Origin of the sequence: Salinivibrio sp. MA351 (assembly GCF_001996065.1) — a bacterium.
Classification (GTDB): Bacteria; Pseudomonadota; Gammaproteobacteria; order Enterobacterales; family Vibrionaceae; genus Salinivibrio; species Salinivibrio costicola.
In genome coordinates this window covers 131,197-154,365 of record NZ_MUFG01000001.1, presented here as the reverse complement: position 1 = coordinate 154,365, position 23,169 = coordinate 131,197, and the positions used below count along the sequence as shown (strand labels likewise).

Genomic DNA, 23,169 nt, shown 5'->3' with positions numbered 1-23,169 from the left:
TTATGGGAGGCGCTTTTTTTCGTGTGCGTGACCGAGTGAGGGAGCGCCAACTGGCTTCGTGTTATGGTTGATTAATTAATCGGGTTATCCATTAATCGCGCAATATTCTCAGCCGTGCGCGTGACGTTGCTTGCCGTGTTGACCAGCGCCTCAGACAATGAGCAGGGCCCTGGCTGAATGGGGAAAATCGCTTTGACGCCGTGTTGATAAAGCGTATCACAGTTGTCACCGACACTGCCGGCGATCACCACCACGGGAATGTGATGTGATTGGCCAATCCGGGCGAGCGCCATGGGGACTTTTCCGTGCTGAGTTTGACCATCGACCCGTCCCTCACCGGTAATAATCCAATCTGCTTGTGCCAGGGTCGAATACGCGTGGGTCCGTGTTAGTAGCAACTCCACCCCGGGTACGAGCTGGGCATTGAGTAAACCGCCTAAAGCGGCACCGATTCCGCCTGCTGCGCCTGCCCCTGGAAAGTGCGCAATGGCATGGCCAAGTTGATAGTGACAAATACGGGCAAAACGGTGAAGGTGTTGCTCTAAACTGCGAATGTGGCTGACCGTGGCGCCTTTTTGCGGGCCAAATACGGTAGCAGCGCCATCGGGTCCACATAGCGGGTTATCGACATCACAGGCCGCGGTGAGTGTGACAGCGCGCAAGCGTGAATCGAGCGTGCTGAGATCCAGTGTCATCAATGCACCTAATCCGTGTCCAGTCGGAATAATTGGTTTGCCTGCACCGTCAAGCAGGCGCGCGCCTAAGGCGGTCAGGATCCCGGCACCCGCGTCATTGGTGGCACTGCCACCTAAACCAATAATGATTTCATCGATGTCATGATCAAGAGCTGCACGGATCAGCTCACCGGTGCCTAAGCTGGTGGTATGGAGCGGATTTTTTGCGGTGCTTGGCATTAATGGTAAACCTGAGGCACTGGCGACATCCAACACGGCCAGTCGTTGCTCACGATTAATCACAAAACTGGCCGTAACCGGGCGAAAATCTGGCCCCGTGACGTCACAGTGAAAACGTTCTCCACCCAGTCGTTCGAGCATACTTTGTGCAAACCCCTCACCACCATCTGCCATGGGCAACAGTGAAAACGTGGCATTAGGCAGTGCGGCTGCCATGCCTGTTTGAATAGCGTTAGCGACTTGTGGGGCGCTGAGGCTTTCTTTGAATGAGTCCGGTGCGATCACAATATGCATGGCTTGTCCTTGGCGATATGACGGTCGTCCATTAAGTCGAACTGAAGTAAACAGTATGAGCGAAGTGCTACCTTGATAACAGCTTGGGCTTGGCAATTCGTGGCAAAAGCCGGACAATGCCGCGCGAAGATTGGAGGTGGATGTGGATTACGAATTTTCTCGCAATAGTTTTGATGACAGTTATCGCATTGTGTTCTCAATGGGCCATGAAGCGATTGGTCGCTGGTTGTTCGATGAAGTAGGCACTGAGCTTAGCCACGTTGAGCAATATGTCGAGGCCCTCGCTCAGCTGGAAAACGAACAGCAATGGCGCGGGCATACTTTTACCTTAACAGCCAATAAAGATGAAGTGGTGGTGATGGCGAATGCCATGCTACAAACACCATCGGATGAGGCGCAAGCAACCCTCAGTGCGCAGGCATTGACGTTTTATGATCAAGAAAGCTGTGCCGCGTGTGGCTATGATGACTTTATGGAAATGTTATCGGCCTATCGCGACTTTATTATCCGTTATGGTCGACGATAACTCGAGATAAACGCGGAGCGGGGAATCGGCCCGCGTTTTTTCGATGATCGCTGATGGTGCAGTTGAGCGATAACACATTGCCGATGCGCTGTCTTGGTGAATACCTCGCACTTTTATAGTGCAAACTCCTCGAATTACCCCTCCTTATTTTCTAAATACATGATTTTAAAGCCATCAAATATTGGCACGGCTCTTGATACCTACAGTGTGAAGCAAACACAAGGACTCAGGAGAAGGATATGAAACTGATTAGCGCCATTATCAAGCCATTTAAGCTTGATGACGTTCGTGAAGCGTTGGCGGATGCCGGTATTGATGGCATGACGGTCTCGGAAGTCAAAGGCTTTGGCCGCCAAAAAGGGCACACAGAATTATATCGTGGCGCCGAATACCAAGTCGATTTTTTACCCAAAGTGAAACTTGAAATCGCGGTACAGAGCGAGAATGTGGATTCTGTCGTTGAAGCGATTTCTAATGCTGCACAGACCGGAAAAATCGGCGATGGCAAAATCTTTGTCTTCGATCTTCAGCAGGCGGTGCGTATTCGTACCGGTGAAATGGATTTGGAAGCAATTTAATACAGGGAGTATAGACAATGGAACTGGTTAATACGGTGACAGAATTGCGCTACGCGCTCGACACCTTTTTCTTTCTTTTATCCGGCGCGTTGGTGATGTGGATGGCCGCGGGCTTTGCGATGTTAGAAGCCGGCTTGGTGCGATCTAAAAATACCACGGAGATCCTGACCAAAAATATCTGCTTATATGCCATTGCGTGCACCATGTATTTACTGGTCGGTTACAACATCATGTATGTCGACAATGCGGGTGGGGGTTTTATACCTTCATTTGGCACCTTGATTGGCACACAGGGCGCAGAGGCTGATCATTCATTGGAATCAGACTTCTTTTTCCAAGTCGTGTTTGTTGCTACCGCTATGTCAGTAGTGTCTGGTGCCGTCGCGGAACGAATGAAACTGTGGGCGTTCCTGGTTTTCTCTGTCATCTTGACGGCGGTGATCTATCCAGTTGAAGGATATTGGACTTGGGGCGGCGGCTTCCTATCTGAGGCCGGTTTCAGTGACTTTGCCGGCTCAGGAATTGTTCACATGGCCGGTGCTTCCGCGGCATTAGCCGGTGTGCTCTTGTTAGGTGCGCGTAAAGGCAAGTACAGCAAAAACGGTAAAATCAACCCGATTCCTGGCTCTAACTTGCCGTTAGCGACCTTGGGGACGTTTATCCTTTGGTTCGGCTGGTTTGGTTTCAATGGCGGCTCGCAGTTGATGGTCTCAGATTTTGAGAATGCGACAGCGGTGGGACAAATCTTCCTCAACACGAATGCGGCGGCGGCGGCCGGTGCTATTGCAGCCTTACTGGTATGCAAAACCCTATGGGGGAAAGCGGATTTGACCATGGTTTTAAATGGCGCGTTGGCTGGCTTGGTGGCAATTACCGCCGATCCGCTGTCACCCTCACCAGTGGCGGCACTGATCATTGGTGTGGTATCTGGGGCCATCGTCGTGTTCAGTATTATCGGTCTCGACAAGATAAAAATTGACGATCCTGTCGGTGCGATTTCCGTCCACGGTGTGTGTGGTTTCTTTGGCCTCATGGTTGTGCCTTTAAGTAACAAAGCAGCGACCTTTGGTGCCCAGCTTCTGGGAGCGGCCGTTATTTTTGCCTGGGTATTCGGTGCAAGCTGCGTGGTTTGGTGGATATTGAAGAAAACCATGGGTATTCGCGTGACCGAAGAAGAAGAGATGTCGGGTATGGACTTACACGATTGCGGTATTGATGCGTATCCCGAATTTGTCAGCGTAAAATAGCCACGCGTATAAGACATCGTTAAACTCTGAAACGAAACCTTACATTTTTACAGTAGGGTTTCGTTTTTTTTTGATTCTATCGATATTGAGCATTCAGTCATTCTCTGTATACTAACGAAAGTGAGATTCGTTATCATTTATCATCATATTTAAGGACTGTTACGATGAAAAAACTGCTGATTGCCTCGGCTGTGACGGCTAGCCTGCTAGGAACAAGTACTGCGTTCGCGGCTGAAGAAGTGAATGTCTACTCGTATCGCCAACCGTTTTTGATTGAACCCATGTTTGATGCGTTTACTGAAGAGACTGGCATCAAGGTAAACGTTAAGTTTGCTAAAAAAGGCATGGCAGAAAAGGTCAAGCAGGAAGGCGAATATAGCCCAGCAGATGTCCTTCTTACGGTTGATATTTCACGCCTTAAAGAGCTGTTAAACCAAGATGTGGTGCAAGCGGTTCAAAGCGATGTGATTGATAGCAATGTGCCTGAACAGTTTCGTGATAGTGAAGATAAGTGGGTAGCGCTGACAACGCGTGCACGTGCGGTATACTCTTCTCGGGAGCGAGTTGGCGAGTTAGGTGACGATTTTGACTATCTTGACTTGGCAAAACCCGAATGGAAAGGCAAGATTTGTACCCGTTCAGGCAAACACCCTTATAATGTCTCTCTTGTGTCCGCTATCATTGAAAACCATGGTGAAGCGAAAGCCAAAGAATGGCTAGAAGGGGTTAAAGACAACCTCGCGCGTAAACCACAAGGTAACGATCGCGCGCAAGTAAAAGCGATTAAAGAAGGGCTCTGTGATGTGTCGCTAGGGAATAGCTATTACCTAGGTAAGATGCTAAACGATGAAGAGCAAACAGCGTGGGCGGAAGCGGTTTATCTAAATTATCCGGGCCAGAATACTCATGGGACACATGTCAATGTGAGTGGTATGGCGATGGCGAAGTACGCACCGAACCAAGAAAACGCGCTTAAACTTATGGAATTTTTAACGTCAGACAAAGCGCAGCATATGTATGCTGAGGTTAACTTCGAAGAGCCGGTGAAAGCGGGTGTCGAGAAGTCTGAGCTAGTGGCATCTTGGGGGGATTATAAGCACGACCCAATGCCGTTAGAGGCGATTGCTGATAACTATGCCCAATCAGTGAAGCTGTTGGATGAAGTTCAGTTCGACCTGTAAACCATCGCATAGGGGCGACGACCGCCCCTGTTGTCTTTCTCTGACGCCTTAATGTAGTAGGCCATGCGAGATAGATTACCCATTATAAAAACCAGCAGCTGGGGCCTAGCCCTGTTGCTGGTTTTGCCGATCTTAGCGATCTTTTACACCGCGGTTGGTGATACAGGTGATATTTTTCCTCACCTGTTCCAGACCGTGCTCCCTACCTATACCCTAAATACCAGTCTGTTAGTGGTTGGTGTGGTCGCGATTGCGATGATACTGGGTGTCCCGACAGCGTGGATGCTGGCGATGTATCAGGTCCCTGGCAGCCGACAATTGCAATGGGCGATGGTCCTACCGCTGGCGATGCCCGGGTATATTATCGGTTATATCTATACGGACTGGTTTGATTATGCTGGGCCGTTGCAGCGCGCTTTACGGTATGCCTTTGAATGGCAAAGCGTGACCGATTATTGGTTCCCCGATATGCGCACGCTAACGGGGGCTTGCTTTGTCTTAGCGCTGGTGCTGTACCCTTATATTTACTTATTAACACGCGCTGCTTTTATGGAGCAAAGTGTGACCTTGACCCATTCTGCCCGCCTGTTGGGTTGCTCGCCACTTCAGAGTTTTCGCCGAATTTCTTTGCCGCTAGCCCGGCCCGCTATTGCCGTTGGCGCGTCGCTGGTGGCGATGGAGGCGTTGGGCGACTTTGGTACGGTCAATTATTTTGCCGTTAGCACACTGACCACGGCGGTCTATGATACTTGGTTGAGTTATTCAAGCTTAACGGCAGCAGCTAAAATATCCTCGATAATGCTGATGGCGATTTTTCTTTTAATCAGTGCCGAGCGTTATGGACGACGTAAACAAGCCCAATTTAGTCCAAGCTCAAGCAGTGACGCAATCGAGAAAACGCCTTTGCGAGGCTGGCGTAAAGTAGGCGTAGTAGTCTGGTGCTGGAGCCTATTATCATTGGCTTTTATCTTACCGCTTTTACAGTTGGTAATGTACGCATGGCACTACTATGAAAAAAATGCCATCAGTGATTTCGCCGCGTTTAGCTATAACAGCTTTTATACCTCGACGTTGGCAGCTGTTATTGCGGTGGCTATTGCGTGGACGGTGAATGTCTATCGTCGCTTACGTGGTGATGGCATGAGTGTTGCGCCAATGCGTCTGGCATCTATGGGCTATGCGGTACCCGGCACCGTGCTCGCTATCGGGGTAATGTTGGTGCTTACGCGCGGTGATCATGTCATTAATGATGTTGCCACCGCCTACGAATGGGGTCGGCCAGGGCTGGTACTGTCAGGGACCATGATCGCCTTGCTGGCAGCATTTGTAGTGCGCTTTAGTGCCGTTGCCATTGGTAGTATCGAATCAAGCATGGCCAAAATCCCCCCTTCGCTCGATATGGCGGCGCGAACCATGGGCTGCACCACCACGGGGGTCATTCGCCGCGTGCACCTGCCTTTAATTCGTCGTGGTACGCTTATTGCGATGTTGCTGGTGTTTATTGAGTCGATGAAAGAGCTTAATGCGGCTATTTTACTGCGTCCATTTAACTTTGAAACACTGGCCACCTATGTGTACAACTTTACCTCTGATGAACACTTAGAGTACGCCGCATTACCGGCAATTTTACTGGTAGTGGTTGGCTTAATTCCGCTTATCTTGATTAACCGGTCATTGGAGCAGAAATATCAATGAAGTGCGCCTTGTCGATTAAAAACCTGACCTGCAGCTATAATGGCACGCCTGTCTTAAAAGATTTATCGCTGCAAGTGGCTCCTGGAGAGATTGTTTGCCTACTCGGCGCCAGTGGCTGCGGAAAAACCACCTTGTTAAAAGCAATGGCAGGTTTAATGCCGCTATCGGCAGGGACGCTATCGATTGGCTGTAAAGTCATGGATAATGAGCATTACTCTGTGCCACCTGAGCAGCGTAATATCGGTATGATCTTTCAAGATTATGCGCTTTTTCCGCACCTAACCGTTGCAGAGAATATCGGGTTTGGACTTTCACAGTTGGCCGCTCAAGCGCGAGCGGGCAAAGTGGCTGACATGCTTAAATTGGTCCATTTAACTGACCTTGGGGATCGTTATCCGCATCAATTATCCGGTGGTCAACAGCAACGGGTAGCGATTGCCCGTGCGCTTGCCTATGAACCCGATCTATTATTACTGGACGAGCCTTTTTCTAACATTGACACCCAGGTACGCCACGACTTGATTGAAGAGATCCGGCGTATTTTTAAATCACAGGGTGTGACAGCGATTTTGGTGACTCACAGTCGCGAAGAAGCCTTTGCCTTTGCCGATAAATTGGCCGTAATGAATCAAGGCCTTATAGAACAGTTCGGTGATACCACAGAGGTCTATTATCAGCCTGCAAGCCGCTTTGTGGCAGATTTTCTTGGTCAAGGGTCTTATGTTCCTGTAACCGTGTCTGAGCAAGAGCAAATGCAGACGCCACTTGGCCCTTGGCCGCGTCCTGTACATTGTCATCCCGGCCCGCATTGGTGGTTACTCCGGCCACAATTTTTAAGTATTCGGGCAGACGATCAGGGCGAGGGACAGGTCTTGTCACAGCAGTTTATGGGAGATAGCAGCCGCTACACCATTGATATTTATGGGCAGAAGTTGTCGGTTCACGCTCGAGAGCCGCTGTCGGTCGGAGAAAAAGTGCGTTTAAATATTCGTTCTCATGAGCCCGTTTTGTTCAATGATGGACCGAGTTTTATCGATCCCTAACGCGCATGGATGACGCATTAAAAAGCCAACGTGACGTTGGCTTTCTATCGTGCCATGGCGTTTAGCCATGCTGGCATAATACATCAATGTAATGCTGGGCCATGGCATTAAGCGCCGCTTTATCGGGCTGTTGGTGGGCTTGTAAAAATAGCACATAGCAGACCCCTGCTAGCATGCTGGCGAGCTCTCTGGGTTGATGGCGATCTGTCATTTCGCCTTTTTCGATGCCACGTTTAAATACGTTCTCGAACTGATCAACCGCATCTCGACTGCCTTTGACAAAACGTGGCCAAATATCCTCGCGAATCGACGTACTCCACTCAAACCAGACTTTCATCCACGCTTTATCGGCGAGTGCGGTATCAATTATCTGTGATGTGATACAGTTTAATGCGCCGCGCATCGATTGATCTTGCTCGGTACACTCATTAATCAACGCAATAAAGTGCTTTTCGGTTTGTGCAAGGATTTCTTCCACAAGGTCTTCGCGCGTGGGAAAGTAGTTAAAGACGGTCGCGACGGAAACGTCCGCCATGTCTGCGATATCCGCGTGCCCAGCGCGGCCAATACCGCGTTTCGCAAAAACATCTAAACCACAAGTTAATAACTGCTCTTTACGTCTTTCCGGCGACAGTCGCGTCCTTGTTCTTTCATTTGATTGAGCCATCCTAAAACCTGCCAACTTATTTTTGGTTTGTACAAATTAATTATTGTTTGTGCTAACAATTTTCTTATTAGCGATATTGAGTTTATACCAGCTATTTATCGTCTGACAACGGGCGTAAAGCTGATCTGGGCCGTAAAACGGTAATTTTGTCTGCAAAAAAAGTCATTCATTATTAAAAAGACAGGCATGGATTATTTTTTCTTATCAATCAGTGTGATAGTTAACTAGTGTGCGGGTGCAAATGGCTGACAACCGGCGTGACTGGGATCCGCAATCGATTTAGTGCTAGACTATGCCACCTTTGTTAGTGACCCCCGCGATCGTGGGGACAAACCATCGGGGCAGATATGAAACACACCGTTGAAGTGATGATTTCAGAACAGGACGTACAGGCGCGAGTAAAAGCCCTGGGCGCCGAGATCAATGAGCATTATAAAGACTCAAACGACCTTGTTTTGGTCGGGTTGCTGCGCGGCTCGTTCGTCTTTATGGCTGATTTATGTCGCGCGATTGACTTGCCACATTCGGTCGACTTTATGACCGCATCAAGCTATGGCAATAGCATGGAAAGCACGCGTGACGTGCGCATTCTTAAAGATTTGGATGACGACATCAAAGGAAAAGACATTCTTTTGGTTGAAGATATCATTGATACTGGCAACACGCTCAGTAAAGTCTGCGAAATCTTATCGCTGCGTGAGCCAAACTCGGTACGTATTTGTACCCTGCTCGATAAACCCGAGCGCCGCGAAGTGAATGTGACAGTCGATTGGCTTGGCTTTACCATCCCGGATGAATTTGTTGTCGGGGTTGGGATTGATTACGCTCAGAAATATCGCCATTTGCCGTATATCGGTAAAGTGATCCCATTGGATTAATCTCCGCAGCGACGCGTAACGCCTGTCATCACAGAGTGGCCGGTGGTTATTACGATAAATGAAAAAACCGAGCGCTTGCTCGGTTTTTTTGTAGCGACTTTTGTAGGAAACATAGCGGGTTCGGTGGGTTAGCACGTCCCCTCATGCTCTGGCGCACGCTGATAATGCGAAGCCGATAGCCCCAGTATTTATTGTAGGCAAGATGCGACGGCGACCGATGACCAAGTTCCAGTGAGCACCCCCACAAACAGCGTTAGGGCAAAGCCATATAGCGCATCGCCACCCAGTATCAACAAGCATCCGATGGTAAACAGCGTCGTCCCGGCAGTGATCAAGGTACGCGAGAAGGTCTCGCAGACCGCAATATTGGTGCTGATATAAACACATTGGCTCGGTTTGGCCCTTAGGACATCGCGCAGCCGGTCACCGATCACAATCGAGTCATTGAGCGAGTAACCGATTACAGCTAGCAACCCGGCAATCACATTGAGATCCATGGGCACGGCGAGAATGGCGAGTAGCCCCAAGGTGAGGGTGACATCGTGTACCAGCGCGCCTATGGCTGCTAGGGCGAGTCGCCACTCAAAGCGAATCGCCAAATAAAGCATGATCGCCAACGAGGCAACCAGTAGGGCTAAGCCACCTTGTTCAAACAGGACCTGACCGACCTGAGGGCCGACTACGTCAGCTTGAATCAAACTCACTGGCATCGATAACGCAGTACTGATTTGTACCATCACCTGTTGAGGATCTTGCCATTGAGAGGAGTGGGGCAACACTAACTGCCACTGTCCCTGCGTGGTACTTGCCTTGAGCGTGGCCAGATCGCCAAACTGACTGTGCAGGGCTGGGATCAGCGTATCACTGCCAGCCAAGCTTGGTAGCGCGAAGTCAATCACGATACCGCCGGTAAAGTCGATGCCTAGGTTCAGGCCATAATAAGTAATCGCCCAGATGCTCATGGTTATTAGCAGCGCGGAGAGAGCGAAGCTGGTATAGCGGGCTTGGGTTAAGTTCATGGTATTCATTCCTTAAATGGTCACCGCGCGGCGGCGATCACGCCCCCAAATCGGATTGATGATGGCTCGGGTGCCAATAATGCCGGTTATCATGCTGGCGCACAGCCCCAGAATAAGAGTGGTGGCAAACCCTTGTAAGGGGCCAGAGCCGACGGCGTACAAACAGGCCGCAGAAATCAAGGTGGTGATATTGGCGTCAAAAATTGTGCTAAACGCCGCGCGATAGCCGGTATCAATGGCATTGGCTAGGCTTGCGCCCGCTCGCAAGCGATCGCGAATACGCTCAAAAATAAGCACATTGGTATCGACCGCCATGCCTACCGTGAGTACAAGGCCCGCGATGCCTGGCAACGTCAGCACAGCACCGGGCAGTAGCGCGAGAAGACCGACTTGCATCATGAGGTTGGCAGTAAGCGACACAATCGCCACCCAGCCAAAACGGCGATACCAAAGCACCATAAAGATAGCCATGCCGATCATGCCGACAGCCAGTGCGGAAAAGCCTGCTTTAATATTCTCAGCACCTAAGGTGGGACCAATGGCGCGCTCTTCGACGATTTTAATGGGGGCGGTTAATGCGCCGGCACGCAATAGCATCGAGAGGTTACGCGCTTCTTCTGGGCTCGATAGCCCCGTGATCCGAAAGCGATCACTGAGCGCACTTTGGATGGTCGCTACGTTGATCACGCGCTCGTGAGCCACCAGATCGCCCTGCGCATTGGTTTGGTACTCGCGATAAACGGTCGCCATTGGATCGCCCAAGTGCCGACGAGTAAACGCGAGCATGGTCTCGCCACCTTGTTTATCCAGGCGAATGTCGACTTGAGGACGGCGCATTTCATCGACACTGGTGCGCGCATCAATAATATGTTCACCGCCTAAAATGGCGTGGCGCGCGAGCGGGACGGCATTGTGCTGCGCATCGTATAGTGGTTTAGGGCTGGTAGGATCGAGGGCATAGAATGCGAGTGAGGCGGTGGCACCAATCACGCTTTTGGCTTGCTTAGGATCATGCACGCCAGGTAGTTCGATACGAATATAGTCTTTGCCTTGACGCTGCACACTGGCTTCGGCCACGCCTAACGCGTCGATACGCTTGCGCAGAATATCGATATTCTGACGTACGGCTTGATGACGCATGGCCTCACGCTCGGTGTCTGTCATTTGCCAGCGATGGGTGGCACTGCTAAAGCGCCATTGCGGATAATGCTCAGTAAACCAACCGCTCACTTTGGTACGAACAGCGGCATTTAACATCGGCAATTGCACCGTGGTTTTATCCTGCTGGTTGAGGCTCGCGGTCGGCGGCAAGCGCTGACTGTCTAACCAAAGGTTGAGGCTTTGGAGCAAGGCGTCTGCTTGATGGGTCAGTGCTTGGTCGGTGTCGACCCACAGTAATAATTGGACGCCACCGCGCAGATCTAGCCCTAGCTTAACCGGCTCGGCGCCTAGGCGGGATAGCCACGCGGGCGCTGCGGATAAATAATCGAGAGTGATCTCCGCATCGGCACCTAGGGCGCCTTTTAATTGCTGTTGTACGTTCTGTTGCTGGCTAATATCGGGCGTGATTAAGGTGACATTCCCTTGCGAGTCATAACGTACCTCACTGACGGCCTCTGAATGGGCGTTTAGCCAGCCTTGCAGCGCGTGGTGAGAGTGATGAGACACGCTCACTACAGGATGATCGCCAAAAAAGCTCGGTAATGCCTGCATGGTGAGTACGATTAGCATCAGCACCAATACAGCATAGTGCCACAACGCATACCGATTAACGGGAGTTGCTTTATTCATTTTTTCTCCTTGGCTGTGCATCGTGCACAGCAAACCTCACATCGAGTGTGAACTCGATGTCGCTACTGGGGGATTAAGGCGCACAGGCCTTCAGGAAAGCGAACGATTAACGCGAATGAATAAAGCGATATTGCAGATTGTGTTCTCGCCAGCCTCCGAGGCGGGGGAACGAAAATGCAAGATATTGGCGGGAGAGATACACCCCAAGCACGCACAAAAAGGCGATGAGGTGCCAAGCAAGGCTAACGTGCGTGGGAGGAAAAAGGGTGGCTAAATGTGGCGGTTGGGGATCGTCATCCAATAAAGGGGCTGGCAGTGCAACGCTGGCTCTTGCGGTCGACAGTAGGGCCGGTGTGTGTTGTAGCGTATGAATTTGCTGATTTGGCTGCCACGGTGAAACATGAGATTTCGCCACGGCATTAGCGATCACCGCAAACAGCATCAGGCTCGCCATCAGCCACAAGAGTAGCGGAGAGCGATGCGTAGCGTGGGATGAAGGTGTGATCGGAGTCATGGTCGTGTTGTACGACGATTCATCACCGCGCACAAGCATTATAGCGTCAGCATTGTGTTAATTTTCATAGAGAGGATGTGTGGCCGCGCCGGGGACCAAATGGCTCATCGCCGCTTGATAGTGTATCTCTAACGATTCACGGCTGTTCGCTGTCATACCGAGATCGCGTAAGATCCCGTCAGTAGTGTCGTAAAACCAGCCATGGATATTGACATCTTGGCCTCGTTCCCAGGCGGCGCGTAAAATGGTGGAGTTGCCTAAATGATAAACCTGCTCAGCGACATTGATTTCACATAAACGATTACCACGCGCTTGGGGCGGCAATTGGCTCAGATAGCTTTTATGCTTAAGGTAAAGGTCGCGAATATGTAATAGCCAATTATTGATAAGACCCAGCTCGGGATTTTCAATCGCGGCATGCACCCCGCCACATCCGTAATGACCACAGACAATAATATGCTTGATTTGCAGCACATCAACGGCATATTGCACTACCGACAAGCAGTTTAAATCCGTGTGGATCACTTGGTTGGCGACATTGCGATGCACAAACAGCTCGCCAGAGTCTAATCCTGTTAGTCGCTCAGCAGGCACACGGCTATCGGCACAACCAATCCACAAATATTCCGGATGCTGCTCTTTCGCTAGGTCGGCAAAAAACTGGGGATCCGTATCACGAATGTCTTTTGACCAGGCTTTATTGTTGGCAAATAACGCTTTTATCTGGGCCATGCTCACTCAGTCTGTTGGCAAAGTTATCAATCGTCACTATACCGCACTCTTGAGGTGTGAAATATACTGAGATCAATATTCACATTTTTTTACATCGGTCGCGTCCAGCGGATCACGCTGTGACGCTTTCAACCACTGCTCGGATAGGTTAATACGAGAAAATTCGTATACTGTTCGCTCTATCATAATCTTAACGGTAGTCGAGGTAGTGCGTGTTTGATAAAGGACGATTTGCGCAGTTGTCATTAAAGGGGGATTTATTCGGCGGGGTGACCACCGCGATTATCTCATTACCACTGGCGCTCGCCTTTGGTGTTGCCTCCGGTGCTGGCGCTGAGGCCGGGTTATGGGGAGCGATTTTGGTGGGGCTGTTCGCGTCGCTATTTGGTGGCTCTTCGACGCTGATATCAGAGCCTACGGGGCCGATGACAGTCATTATGACCGCGGTACTCACCGCCATGATGTCGCGTTATCCCGAAGATGGCCTTGCCATGGGCTTTACTGTGGTGATGATGGCGGGCGCGTTTCAAGTGCTGATTGGCAGTTTGCGGCTGGGCAAATACGTAACCTTAATGCCGTATAGCGTGGTGTCCGGTTTTATGTCGGGGATTGGCGTGATCTTGATTTTGCTCCAACTCGCGCCATTATTAGGGCAAGCGGCACCGTCCGGCGGCGTCTTAGGCACCCTGACAGCGATACCGGATTTAGTGATCAATGCCGATATTAAAGAAGTTTTTCTTGGTGCGCTCACCTTGGGTATTTTGTTTTACTTTCCGGCCAAATATCGTCGTTTTATCCCGGCTCAGCTTGTCGCCTTAGTCAGTATTACCTTGGTGTCGGTACTGCTTTTTGATGCCGAGAGCATCCGCCGTATTGGTGAGATCCCGACCGGTTTACCCTCGCTGGTAGTGCCTCATATCACCGCCGAGCATTTTACCACCATGGTCATTGATGCCTTGGTGCTGGGGACGTTAGGATGCATAGACACCTTACTGACCGCAGTGATTGCCGACTCGCTGACTCGCCAAGAACATAATTCCGACCGTGAATTGCGCGGCCAGGGCGTCGCCAATATGATTGCAGGCCTGTTTGGCGCACTGCCGGGGGCCGGTGCTACCATGGGCACTGTGGTCAATGTACAAGTCGGGGCGCGTTCACCGTTATCGGGGATATTACGTGCCGCTATTTTAGCCGCAGTCGTGTTAGTGGCGGGGGCATTAACGGCGCCGATCCCAATGGCTGTGCTTGCCGGTATTGCGCTTTATGTCGGTTTTAATATTCTCGATTGGAGCTTTCTACATCGCGCGCACAAAATCAGCTTGCAGCAAACCGGTATCATGTACGGTGTGATGGCGTTGACTGTATTTGTTGATCTGATTGTCGCGGTGGGCCTGGGTGTCTTTATTGCTAACTTACTGGTGATCGAGCGATTAAGTCGCGAGCAGGCAAAACAGGTACGGGCCATCAGTGATGCGGAAGACGATGAGGTGCCGTTAAATGATGAAGAGCGTGCGCTTTTAGATGCCAGTAATGGCCACGTACTCTTTTTCTACTTGTCTGGCCCGATGATTTTCAGTGTCTCAAAGGCCATTGCCCGTCAGCACGCTCATATCAATGAGTTTCGGGTGATGATCCTCGACTTAAGTGATGTGCCTATGCTGGACATGACGGTAGGGCTGGCATTGGAAAACGCAATCAAAGATGCGCGTGAAGCGAATTGCACGGTATTTTTACTTTGCCCGCATGATGAAACGCGAGAGCAACTTCAGCGCCTGCATATTGGCGATTGGGTGCGTGACGCGCACATCTTCACTTCGCGTAAGCCTGCACTCGAAGCGGCCAATCGATTAGTCGAAGTCATGCCTGCGTAAGCGTATTGACTGCCAAAGCGTATTTATTCTCAACGCGTATTTATTTCCAAAAGGCAAAGTCGCGATAGCATGGATCGTGGTTAATCGCCGCCCTCGGTGCGATTAACCCTTTTTTTGTGGCGGTGTTTCTCAGACCAATACCGGTTACCATAGCAACATTGATGCGTCAGACAGCATGATGCTGATTTTATCTTAACGGGAGCTTATGAAAGCAATTGAAATCAAGGATCTCGTCAAAACGTACGGGTCCAATGTGAAGGCATTGAAAGGCGTATCGCTCTCGGTCGAGGAGGGCGATTTTTATGCGCTACTCGGGCCAAATGGCGCGGGGAAATCCACGACTATTGGCATACTGAGTTCGCTGGTCAATAAAACCCAAGGGCAGGTCAGTATTTTTGGCTATGACTTAGACACCCAAAAGGTGGAGGCGAAAAAGCAAATTGGTCTGGTGCCACAAGAGTTCAACTTTAATCAGTTTGAGAAAGTGCAGCAGATTGTGGTGAACCAAGCTGGCTACTATGGGGTGCCGCGAGCGCAAGCTAAAGAGCGTGCGAAGAAATATCTCTCACAACTGGATTTGTGGGACAAGCGCCATGAGCCCGCGCGTAATTTATCGGGTGGAATGAAACGGCGGTTGATGATAGCCCGTGCCTTGATGCACGAGCCGCGTTTGCTGATCCTGGACGAGCCAACCGCAGGCGTCGATATTGAGCTGCGCCGTTCTATGTGGGACTTTTTAAGCCAGATTAATCGTCAAGGGATCACTATTATTCTCACCACCCATTATCTGGAAGAAGCCGAAACCCTGTGCCGTAATATTGGCATTATCAATCGGGGGCAGCTGGTCGAAGATACCTCGATGAAGGCGCTGTTATCGAAGTTAGATGCTGAGACTTTTATTCTCGACCTCCAACCTGGGCATCAGCTCAATGCGCTTGAGGGCGTGAACTGGCAGACCACTGACACCAATACCTTGGAGGTGGAAGTCAGCAAGTCAATGGGATTAACCCCGGTCTTTGAGCAGTTGTCACAACAGGGAGTGCAAGTATTATCCATGCGTAATAAGGCCAACCGTTTAGAAGAGTTGTTTGTCACCTTAATTCAGAAAAATGGGGAGGAGCACGCATGAATGCCTTGTATTGGATTGCATTTCGTACCCTCATTTATAAAGAAGTGGCGCGTTTTACTCGGATCTGGGTGCAAACCTTGGTCCCGCCCGCGATTACCATGAGCTTGTACTTTGTCATTTTCGGTAATTTGATTGGGTCGCGTATCGGCCAGATGGAAGGTTTCAGTTACATGGAGTATATCGTTCCTGGCTTAATCATGATGTCAGTGATTACTAACTCCTACTCCAATGTGGCGTCTTCCTTTTTTAGTGCCAAGTTTCAGCATAATATCGAGGAGCTGTTAGTCGCGCCTATCCCTAACTATGTGATTATTGCCGGTTATATTGGTGGAGGCATGTGCCGTGGCTTAGCGGTGGGGGCTTTAGTGACAATGACGTCCTTGTTCTTCGTGGATTTGCAAATCGCGCATCCATTTATCGTGGTCACCACGGTGACGCTGACCTCTGCCGTGTTTGCGTTAGGAGGCCTGATTAACGCCATTTTTGCCAAAACGTTTGACGATATCAGCCTGATCCCGACCTTTATACTGACCCCGCTAACGTATCTCGGTGGTGTGTTTTATTCGCTGTCGCTGTTGCCTGAGTTTTGGCAAGGGGTGTCTAAACTGAACCCTATCGTGTATATGGTTAACGCGTTTCGCTATGGCTTTTTAGGGGTATCCGATGTGGGGATCATGACATCATTTGGGGTGCTGTTACTGTTTATTATCGGCTTATACGCGCTGGCTTGGCGCTTGATTTCTAAAGGCACCGGCTTGCGTAGCTAAATACCACACCGCCCCAGTCAGTATGGCTGGGGCGTTTTTTTGCTCGCTGTTTGGTATACAAACGCGTATCGAGTGGACAAGGTGTCAATTAAATAAACCTTTAAGCCAACCGACGGGATCCGGCTGGCGACATCGCTTGGCAAACTGGCCGTTTATGTCCCATACGGGGAGCGACGTCTCACCGCGACAATTTAGCGCGTATTGGCTACCTTGTTGGCTGACCGCCACGGTGGTGATGTCGGCAGGCCAAGGGAGTGCCAAGGGTGTCGCGCCTCGACGATTTAAATAATCATCATAAACACGTAAAGCACCAGAGGCCCCGGTGAGCCCTGTCGATTGATTATCATCGCGGCCCAACCACACCGTGGTGACTTCTTTGTCGTCGATACCGACGAACCAGCTATCACGGTTATCATCTGTTGTCCCCGTTTTGCCTGCGAGTGCTGCATGGCGATGACGTTGCTGCAAGAAACGCCCTGTTCCCTGTTTCACCACTTGCTTCATCGCATACAAGGTCAGCCAACCGGCTTGCTCAGGCACAACACGTTCCGCTTTGGGCCAGTTTTGATACAATCCTTGACCTTCTTTGGTAGTAACGGCCCTCAGAGCCGTTAATGGGGCCCTTTGCCCTGCATTGCCCAGTGTTTGGTAGACTTGAGTGACCTCAAATGGACTCATGCTAAATGCCCCCAGAAGCAGAGAGGGAACGCGTGGAATGGTGTCAGTTTTTGCCCCCAATTGACCAAAGGTGTTAACCACATTTTCTAACCCCAGTTGCATGCCGAGGTTGACCGTTGGCACGTTATAGGATTTTGCCAAGGCGGTCAGTAACGACACGGTGCCGCGGTATTGGCGATCATAATTGCGAGGTTGCCAACTGCTCCCTTGACTGCCTTCTAAACGAATGGGCTTATCGTCAATATTACTGGTGAGCTGAAAGCGTTCAGGCTGATTTAATGCAGTCAAATAAACCGCAGGTTTGGCGAGTGAACCGATAGCGCGTTTCGCATTTAAGGCACGGTTAAAGCCTGCAAAGCCCGGGCGAGCGCCACCCACCATGGCACGGACCTCGCCACTTCGTCTGTCTGCGATCACGGCGGCGGCTTCTAGTTGATTTCCTGCGCGATGTGTAAGCGCCTTCACCTTTTCGGTCACCGCCCGCTCAATCGCTTGTTGTGACACAGGATCAAGGGTGGTGAAAATACGTAACCCAGCGCCAGCGGCATATTTATCACCGACTTTATGACGGATTTCTTCTTTGAGTTGATCAAAGTAAGCCGGTTGAGGACGCGATAGGGTAGGCGTTTTTTGAATATCAAGCGGACGGCTGGCTGCCGCTTGGTAATCGGCGCTTGACAGTCGATTTTGCTCTAGCATCAGTCGTAGCACCAGATCGCGACGACTTTTCGCGCGTTCAGGGTGGCGGAACGGGTTGTAGTAGGAAGGCCCTTTTACCATCCCCACGAGCAGCGCCAGTTGGTCTACCCGTAACTCGCTAATCGGACGTCCAAAATAGAGTCGCGCGCCTAACGGAAAACCATGTACGGGTTCGCCGCGATTTTGTCCCAGATAGACTTCGTTAAAGTAGGCTTCTAACAGTTTATCCTTGCTGTAGCGAAAATCGAGGATCAATGCCATGTAGGCTTCTTGTGCTTTTCGCCACAAGGTGCGATCGCGGGTGAGAAAGAGGTTTTTAGCCAGCTGTTGCGTTAAGGTAGAGCCGCCTTGTACGGTACGACCGGCGCGAATATTAGCCACGAGTGCGCGTAAGATCCCCGAGGGTGAAACGCCTTCATGGTGATAAAAATCTCGATCTTCTGTGGTGAGTAACGCCTCGACTAAAAACTCTGGGAAACGCTCTCGGGGTAAAAATAGGCGTTGCTCATTGATGCCAGACTCCATCATGCCCAGTAATTTCGGCTCGATGCGTAAAAGCCCTAGCGGTTGGTTGGCGCTAACGTCAGTAATCTGGTTGACTTGATTATCGCCAAAGCTCAGCATCGCATGTCGTGCGGGCGCCGGGCCATCTTCAAAATCAAACGGACGACGAATGATTTCAAGCCGTGTTTGTGAGGCCGAATACTCACCAGGACGCTTCGGCGTGCGTACTTTTTGGTAATTCAGCGCATCCAATTGCTGACGCAGTTGAAGGAGTGATACATCGCTACCTGGTGAGAGGTTAATCACTCGGCCATATACCACGCCCGGAAGCTGCCAAATTTGGCCGCTACTAAAACGGTCTTGTATCTTACCATCCAGATAAATACCGAGCATGACAACGGCGGCGATTCCCACCAGGCTGCACTTCAATCCGAGGCTTAACAAGCGTTTGCTCCAGCTCGGTTTGGCGGCGGCTTTGTTCGGCTGACGCTTCGGTGATGAACGTTTTTTATTGCTCGCGTGTGAACGTGTTTTTTTATCGGCCATACAATCGATTAACTCTGGTTAAAACGGCGTTTGGTTTGACGAGTTGGCGCATGGTTAGCCGGATCATCCGGCCAAAGGTGCTTAGGGTAGCGCCCTTTCATTTCCTTTTGCACCTCTTTATAACTCCCTTGCCAAAAGCCGGCGAGATCTTGGGTAATTTGTAATGGACGTCCGGCGGGTGAGAGCAGCTCAACTTGCACGGCAACGTGGCCGTTGGCGAGCATTGGAGTTTGTGCCTGTCCATACATTTCTTGCATTTTCACGGCCAGTACCGGTGCACTGTCCGGGGTATAACGCAGTGGATAACGCGACCCGGTTGGCACTGTTATATGTGTGGGCAGTGCCGCATTTAATTGCTTGGTCACCGCAAAGCCGAACCAGGCTTCCAATACGGGTTTGAGATCCAATTGCTGGAGCGCTTGCCAGCGTGACATGTCATGAATAAAAGGGGCCAGCCAGGTATCGAGCGAAGCGAGTAAGTCTGCATCGCTGAGTGACGGCAGCGCAATATCCAATCCCCATGCTTGGGCGCAGCGTGCACGTATCAATAAGGACTGGCTGGCGCTTTGCCAATTCAATGCATCTATGCCTTTTTGGCGAACGGCATCCAATAGCCCTTGCGTTTGCTGCTCGGCACTCAGCGTGTCGAGCGGTTCGCAAGCGAGGACTAATTCGCCCAAACATTGCTGCTTTTCTGCTTTCAGTGTGCCACGTTTATCATCCCATGCGACCACATCGCGATGGCTAAATAAATCGGGACGCGCATTTTGAAGCGCAGTCAGTGAGAGAGCAATCGCACTATAGGCCCGACAGTCCCCTTGATCACCGGCCATTACATCACAGATGACGATGGCGTCGGCACGGCTGAGTGGGTCTTGGCTGTCCAAGATGACGCCGTGGCCATTGGCCATCATAAAGCGGCCCGATTTTCCGCGTGCCAGTGCGATTCTATCTGGCCAAATGTTAGCGGCCAGTAGCGGCAGCAGGGTATCATCGAACTGAGGTTGCAAGGCAATGCCAACACTACGGGCTAGTGACTGTGCGCGGTGCTGATAGTCTTTGTAGGACATCGCTACGCGCAATTGGTCGATAAGTGCCAGTGAGGCCCCCGAGGTCATGGGTTTTTCGGCCCACGCCGCCAGCCAGCACGCGGTGGATAGCGTCGAGGTATCGGCTTTTTCAACGCGTGCCAACATGGCGGCAGTACGAGGGCTGGCTGCCAAGTGGCTTGCGCGTTGCCCCAAGGTGGTTAATCCGTGGCGTGCATCAATCAGCCCTAATTGTGTCAGTCTTAGAAAGGCGGCTTGCCAATGTTTGGTGGGCGGTACGTCAAGCCAATGTAAATCTTTGACTCCGCAGCCCCACTGGATCACATTGAGGGCAAGATCGGTTAAATCTTCACGCAAAATAGGCGCAGTCGGTGCAACTGGTAAGCGCTGAAATTGCTCTTCACTATAAAGCCGTAAGCAGTGTCCATGTGCGAGGCGACCTGCGCGGCCCGCTCGTTGGATCGCAGCACTGCGCGTGACTTGTCTTGTCACCAGCTTATCAAGGCCTGTTTGCGCCTGATGCATGATCATGCGCTCAAGCCCCGCATCGATCACCAGCTGGATCCCTTCAATGGTTAAGCTGGTCTCAGCAATGTTGGTGGTGAGTACTAACTTGCGCATGCCAGCCGGTGCGGGATAAATAGCCGCTTGCTGGGCTGAAATATCAAGGCTGCCGTGGAGTAAGTGGAGATCTATGTCACTAGGAAGGCGCCCTTTAATGGCGTCATGAACCTGTCGAATTGCGCCCATACCGGGAAGAAAAAGCAGTGCCGAGCCGCTGTGCTGAGCCATAAAATCCAAGCTCGCACTGGCAACAGCACTTGCCCACGATGTGTGCCGTGAAAGCGGGTGATACTGATAATGAATCGGGAAACTGCGCCCCTCAGTGGCGAGTGTGAGTGCGTTGGGCAAATACTGACATAAGGCTTGATTATCTAAGGTGGCGGACATGACGACCAAGCGCAGATCGTCACGTAATCCTGCTTGGCAATCTAAGCTTAATGCGAGGGCAAGATCAGCATGTAAACTGCGTTCGTGAAACTCGTCGAATAAAATCAGGTTCACACCGTCGAGCATGGGGTCAGTTTGCAGTAAGCGGGTCATCACCCCCTCGGTCACGACTTCTAATCGTGTGTTAGCACTGACTTTTGTCTCGCCACGCATTCTTAACCCGACCGTTTGGCCGATAGGCTCATTCAAATGATGGGCGAGGAAGCGGGCAATATTGCGCGCCGCAAGCCGACGCGGCTCCAGCAACACGATTTTTCCCTCTCGCGTTGTCTGCTCAAGCAGCGCGAGTGGCAAGCGTGTTGACTTCCCGGCCCCCGGTGGCGCGGAGACGATGATCTGTGGATGCGTTGATAGCCCGGCGATAAGGTCAGGAATCACGGTATCAATCGGAAGCTGAGACAAGAATTTGCCCTTTGTGTCAGAATCAAAGCCGCTATTTTAACGGACTGAGTGTAAAAGGAGAGCCCATGCGACTATTTTTCGCATTAGGTTTGGACGAGAAAACCAATCAAGCCGCTTGGGAGCAACTTGTTCGCTACAACCATCATCTTTGTGGTGAGGCGCGCGCGGTGCCCGATCAGAACTTACATCTCACCTTGGCGTTTTTGGGTGAGGTCCCTGATACTAAGCTCCCTGCGCTCCAAACCGCGGCAAGTAACCTGGCTCTGCCTGCGTTTTCTCTCACTACCTCAGGTGTTGAAGTATGGGAGCAGCCGAAAATTGCGTGTGTGACGTTCAACCAACCCCCGCCGGAATTGTTTGATCTAGCCCATCACTTACAAACCTTACCTGTTTGGCACGCTAAAGCGGACAGTCATGCGTTTACTCCGCATATTACCTTGCGTCGTGGCGTTAAGCATCAACAAGCCTTACACCTGCCACCTTTGCCAACACAGACATTTGCCTGTCAACGCTTTGGCTTATATGCTTCGTCTTCCTCCGCGTCGGATGAATCGATACCGCGAGACAATGAGGGGCGGGCGTTATACCAATGCCTGCATCAATTCAGCCTTTGTTAATCATCAGCAGGAACGGCAGATGCAGTTTTCCCCACCACTAGCGTCGGCAACCTTAGTACGTCGTTATAAACGGTTTTTGACCGATGTGACCTTAGACAATGGCGAGCGCCTGACCATCCATTGTGCCAATACTGGCGCAATGACCGGGTGTGCAACGCCCGGAGATACTGTGTGGTACTCGACGTCAAATAATCCGAAGCGTAAGTATCCACACAGTTGGGAGCTCAATCATACTCAGCAGGGAGATTGGATTTGCGTGAACACCACGCGTGCCAATACCTTGGCCGTTGAAGCGGTGCAAGCTGACCGTATCCCTGAACTAGCCGGTTATGCACAATTACAGACAGAAGTACGCTATGGCAGCGAAAATAGCCGTATTGATTTGCTGTTACGTGACGATGACAAATCCGACTGCTATATAGAAGTGAAGAGTGTCACTTTATTAGAGGGTGATGGTTGGGGCGCATTCCCTGATGCTGTCTCGACGCGAGGACAAAAACACCTCCGTGAGCTGATTGCGATGGTCGAACAAGGACACCGCGCGGTTTTATTGTTTGTTGTTTTGCACTCGGGGATTGAAAAAGTCACAGGAGCCCCCCATATCGACCCGGATTATAACCAGCTGCTCAATTATGCGCTGGCCTCGGGGGTTGAAGTCATTTGCTATCAAGCTCAGGTGTCAGCGAGTGAGCTAAATCTGGTTAATTCCGTACCTTTTGTTGCTCACACAACAAAAGTGTAAGCATGTTCACATTGGGCGTTGCGGGGCGTAAATCAAAGATTGCCACCCTAAAGGCTTTCTGCTATAGATAGCGCC

General features: G+C 50.9%; 20 protein-coding genes. 12 read left to right on the top strand and 8 right to left on the bottom strand.

The window, feature by feature from the left end:
* Window positions 1-71 precede the first annotated feature (71 nt).
* On the bottom strand, window positions 72-1,208 hold the full coding sequence (locus tag BZG78_RS00725) for a glycerate kinase (RefSeq protein ID WP_077660106.1): 1,137 nt from the start codon (window positions 1,206-1,208) through the stop codon (window positions 72-74).
* Between the two features lie 142 nt (window positions 1,209-1,350).
* Here BZG78_RS00725 and BZG78_RS00720 point away from each other — a divergent pair, with 142 nt between their 5' ends.
* The 6 genes from BZG78_RS00720 to BZG78_RS00695 all read left to right on the top strand — a co-directional run bounded on the left by BZG78_RS00720 (window position 1,351) and on the right by BZG78_RS00695 (window position 7,478).
* Window positions 1,351-1,734, top strand: coding sequence for a YacL family protein (locus tag BZG78_RS00720; RefSeq protein ID WP_158009957.1), 384 nt, complete (start codon window positions 1,351-1,353; stop codon window positions 1,732-1,734).
* A gap of 239 nt (window positions 1,735-1,973) precedes the next feature.
* Entirely contained in the window at window positions 1,974-2,312 is a 339-nt protein-coding gene (locus BZG78_RS00715; RefSeq protein ID WP_025673127.1) for a P-II family nitrogen regulator, read from the top strand.
* A gap of 17 nt (window positions 2,313-2,329) precedes the next feature.
* Window positions 2,330-3,559 (top strand): ammonium transporter, encoded by a 1,230-nt coding sequence (locus tag BZG78_RS00710; RefSeq protein WP_077660105.1) that lies wholly within the window; start codon window positions 2,330-2,332, stop codon window positions 3,557-3,559.
* Between the two features lie 164 nt (window positions 3,560-3,723).
* On the top strand, window positions 3,724-4,740 hold the full coding sequence (locus tag BZG78_RS00705) for a Fe(3+) ABC transporter substrate-binding protein (RefSeq protein WP_021024179.1): 1,017 nt from the start codon (window positions 3,724-3,726) through the stop codon (window positions 4,738-4,740).
* 63 nt (window positions 4,741-4,803) lie between these two features.
* Complete coding sequence (locus BZG78_RS00700) at window positions 4,804-6,435, top strand: iron ABC transporter permease (RefSeq protein ID WP_077660104.1); 1,632 nt, start codon at window positions 4,804-4,806, stop codon at window positions 6,433-6,435.
* Window positions 6,432-7,478: an ABC transporter ATP-binding protein gene (locus tag BZG78_RS00695; RefSeq protein ID WP_077660103.1), complete on the top strand. Its 1,047-nt coding sequence runs from the start codon at window positions 6,432-6,434 to the stop codon at window positions 7,476-7,478. Before BZG78_RS00700 ends, BZG78_RS00695 begins: the two co-directional genes overlap by 4 nt.
* A 61-nt stretch (window positions 7,479-7,539) precedes the next feature.
* Here the strand turns inward: BZG78_RS00695 and BZG78_RS00690 are convergent, their stop codons facing one another.
* On the bottom strand, window positions 7,540-8,145 hold the full coding sequence (locus tag BZG78_RS00690; protein WP_077459838.1) for a TetR/AcrR family transcriptional regulator: 606 nt from the start codon (window positions 8,143-8,145) through the stop codon (window positions 7,540-7,542).
* 347 nt (window positions 8,146-8,492) lie between these two features.
* On the opposite strand from BZG78_RS00690, the gene hpt reads away from it, so the two are divergent.
* Complete coding sequence (hpt, locus tag BZG78_RS00685; RefSeq protein WP_021024183.1) at window positions 8,493-9,023, top strand: hypoxanthine phosphoribosyltransferase; 531 nt, start codon at window positions 8,493-8,495, stop codon at window positions 9,021-9,023.
* 188 nt (window positions 9,024-9,211) lie between these two features.
* On the opposite strand, the gene secF is transcribed toward hpt, so the two are convergent.
* From secF to can, 4 genes are all read right to left on the bottom strand, one after another.
* The gene (secF, locus tag BZG78_RS00680; protein ID WP_158011773.1) at window positions 9,212-10,042 is read right to left on the bottom strand and encodes a protein translocase subunit SecF; all 831 of its coding nucleotides are present in this window, start codon (window positions 10,040-10,042) and stop codon (window positions 9,212-9,214) included.
* Between the two features lie 12 nt (window positions 10,043-10,054).
* The gene (secD, locus tag BZG78_RS00675) at window positions 10,055-11,833 is read right to left on the bottom strand and encodes a protein translocase subunit SecD (protein WP_108743333.1); all 1,779 of its coding nucleotides are present in this window, start codon (window positions 11,831-11,833) and stop codon (window positions 10,055-10,057) included.
* A gap of 106 nt (window positions 11,834-11,939) precedes the next feature.
* The gene (locus BZG78_RS00670) at window positions 11,940-12,347 is read right to left on the bottom strand and encodes a hypothetical protein (RefSeq protein WP_131826061.1); all 408 of its coding nucleotides are present in this window, start codon (window positions 12,345-12,347) and stop codon (window positions 11,940-11,942) included.
* A gap of 57 nt (window positions 12,348-12,404) precedes the next feature.
* Entirely contained in the window at window positions 12,405-13,079 is a 675-nt protein-coding gene (gene can / locus BZG78_RS00665; RefSeq protein WP_077459835.1) for a carbonate dehydratase, read from the bottom strand.
* A 212-nt stretch (window positions 13,080-13,291) separates the two neighbouring features.
* On the opposite strand from can, the gene BZG78_RS00660 reads away from it, so the two are divergent.
* The 3 genes from BZG78_RS00660 to BZG78_RS00650 all read left to right on the top strand — a co-directional run bounded on the left by BZG78_RS00660 (window position 13,292) and on the right by BZG78_RS00650 (window position 16,846).
* Window positions 13,292-14,950, top strand: coding sequence for a SulP family inorganic anion transporter (locus BZG78_RS00660; protein ID WP_077660099.1), 1,659 nt, complete (start codon window positions 13,292-13,294; stop codon window positions 14,948-14,950).
* Window positions 14,951-15,155: 205 nt separating this feature from the next.
* The gene (locus tag BZG78_RS00655; protein ID WP_021024189.1) at window positions 15,156-16,079 is read left to right on the top strand and encodes an ABC transporter ATP-binding protein; all 924 of its coding nucleotides are present in this window, start codon (window positions 15,156-15,158) and stop codon (window positions 16,077-16,079) included.
* Window positions 16,076-16,846, top strand: a complete 771-nt coding sequence (locus tag BZG78_RS00650; protein ID WP_077459834.1) for an ABC transporter permease — start codon at window positions 16,076-16,078, stop codon at window positions 16,844-16,846. Before BZG78_RS00655 ends, BZG78_RS00650 begins: the two co-directional genes overlap by 4 nt.
* A gap of 84 nt (window positions 16,847-16,930) precedes the next feature.
* Here the strand turns inward: BZG78_RS00650 and mrcB are convergent, their stop codons facing one another.
* Both mrcB and hrpB read right to left on the bottom strand, forming a co-directional pair.
* Window positions 16,931-19,273: a penicillin-binding protein 1B gene (gene mrcB, locus BZG78_RS00645; protein ID WP_077660098.1), complete on the bottom strand. Its 2,343-nt coding sequence runs from the start codon at window positions 19,271-19,273 to the stop codon at window positions 16,931-16,933.
* 8 nt (window positions 19,274-19,281) lie between these two features.
* Window positions 19,282-21,735 carry an ATP-dependent helicase HrpB gene (gene hrpB, locus BZG78_RS00640; RefSeq protein ID WP_077660097.1) on the bottom strand — a complete coding sequence of 818 codons (2,454 nt, stop codon included), beginning with the start codon at window positions 21,733-21,735 and terminating at the stop codon, window positions 19,282-19,284.
* Window positions 21,736-21,800: 65 nt separating this feature from the next.
* Here hrpB and thpR point away from each other — a divergent pair, with 65 nt between their 5' ends.
* Together thpR and sfsA are read left to right on the top strand one after the other, a co-directional pair.
* Window positions 21,801-22,352 (top strand): RNA 2',3'-cyclic phosphodiesterase, encoded by a 552-nt coding sequence (thpR, locus tag BZG78_RS00635; protein WP_077660096.1) that lies wholly within the window; start codon window positions 21,801-21,803, stop codon window positions 22,350-22,352.
* Between the two features lie 19 nt (window positions 22,353-22,371).
* On the top strand, window positions 22,372-23,094 hold the full coding sequence (gene sfsA / locus BZG78_RS00630) for a DNA/RNA nuclease SfsA (protein ID WP_077660095.1): 723 nt from the start codon (window positions 22,372-22,374) through the stop codon (window positions 23,092-23,094).
* Window positions 23,095-23,169 lie beyond the last annotated feature (75 nt).

What these genes read in the sequence shown, in the direction of transcription:
- mrcB (WP_077660098.1), bottom strand. Translation starts at nt 19,273, where the DNA reads ATGGCCGATAAAAAAACACGTTCACACGCGAGCAATAAAAAACGTTCA.
- BZG78_RS00700 (WP_077660104.1), top strand. Translation starts at nt 4,804, where the DNA reads ATGCGAGATAGATTACCCATTATAAAAACCAGCAGCTGGGGCCTAGCC.
- BZG78_RS00650 (WP_077459834.1), top strand. Translation starts at nt 16,076, where the DNA reads ATGAATGCCTTGTATTGGATTGCATTTCGTACCCTCATTTATAAAGAA.
- can (WP_077459835.1), bottom strand. Translation starts at nt 13,079, where the DNA reads ATGGCCCAGATAAAAGCGTTATTTGCCAACAATAAAGCCTGGTCAAAA.
- BZG78_RS00690 (WP_077459838.1), bottom strand. Translation starts at nt 8,145, where the DNA reads ATGGCTCAATCAAATGAAAGAACAAGGACGCGACTGTCGCCGGAAAGA.
- sfsA (WP_077660095.1), top strand. Translation starts at nt 22,372, where the DNA reads ATGCAGTTTTCCCCACCACTAGCGTCGGCAACCTTAGTACGTCGTTAT.
- secF (WP_158011773.1), bottom strand. Translation starts at nt 10,042, where the DNA reads ATGAACTTAACCCAAGCCCGCTATACCAGCTTCGCTCTCTCCGCGCTG.
- BZG78_RS00715 (WP_025673127.1), top strand. Translation starts at nt 1,974, where the DNA reads ATGAAACTGATTAGCGCCATTATCAAGCCATTTAAGCTTGATGACGTT.
- BZG78_RS00710 (WP_077660105.1), top strand. Translation starts at nt 2,330, where the DNA reads ATGGAACTGGTTAATACGGTGACAGAATTGCGCTACGCGCTCGACACC.
- BZG78_RS00695 (WP_077660103.1), top strand. Translation starts at nt 6,432, where the DNA reads ATGAAGTGCGCCTTGTCGATTAAAAACCTGACCTGCAGCTATAATGGC.
- secD (WP_108743333.1), bottom strand. Translation starts at nt 11,833, where the DNA reads ATGAATAAAGCAACTCCCGTTAATCGGTATGCGTTGTGGCACTATGCT.
- BZG78_RS00725 (WP_077660106.1), bottom strand. Translation starts at nt 1,208, where the DNA reads ATGCATATTGTGATCGCACCGGACTCATTCAAAGAAAGCCTCAGCGCC.
- hpt (WP_021024183.1), top strand. Translation starts at nt 8,493, where the DNA reads ATGAAACACACCGTTGAAGTGATGATTTCAGAACAGGACGTACAGGCG.
- BZG78_RS00705 (WP_021024179.1), top strand. Translation starts at nt 3,724, where the DNA reads ATGAAAAAACTGCTGATTGCCTCGGCTGTGACGGCTAGCCTGCTAGGA.
- BZG78_RS00655 (WP_021024189.1), top strand. Translation starts at nt 15,156, where the DNA reads ATGAAAGCAATTGAAATCAAGGATCTCGTCAAAACGTACGGGTCCAAT.
- BZG78_RS00670 (WP_131826061.1), bottom strand. Translation starts at nt 12,347, where the DNA reads ATGACTCCGATCACACCTTCATCCCACGCTACGCATCGCTCTCCGCTA.
- thpR (WP_077660096.1), top strand. Translation starts at nt 21,801, where the DNA reads ATGCGACTATTTTTCGCATTAGGTTTGGACGAGAAAACCAATCAAGCC.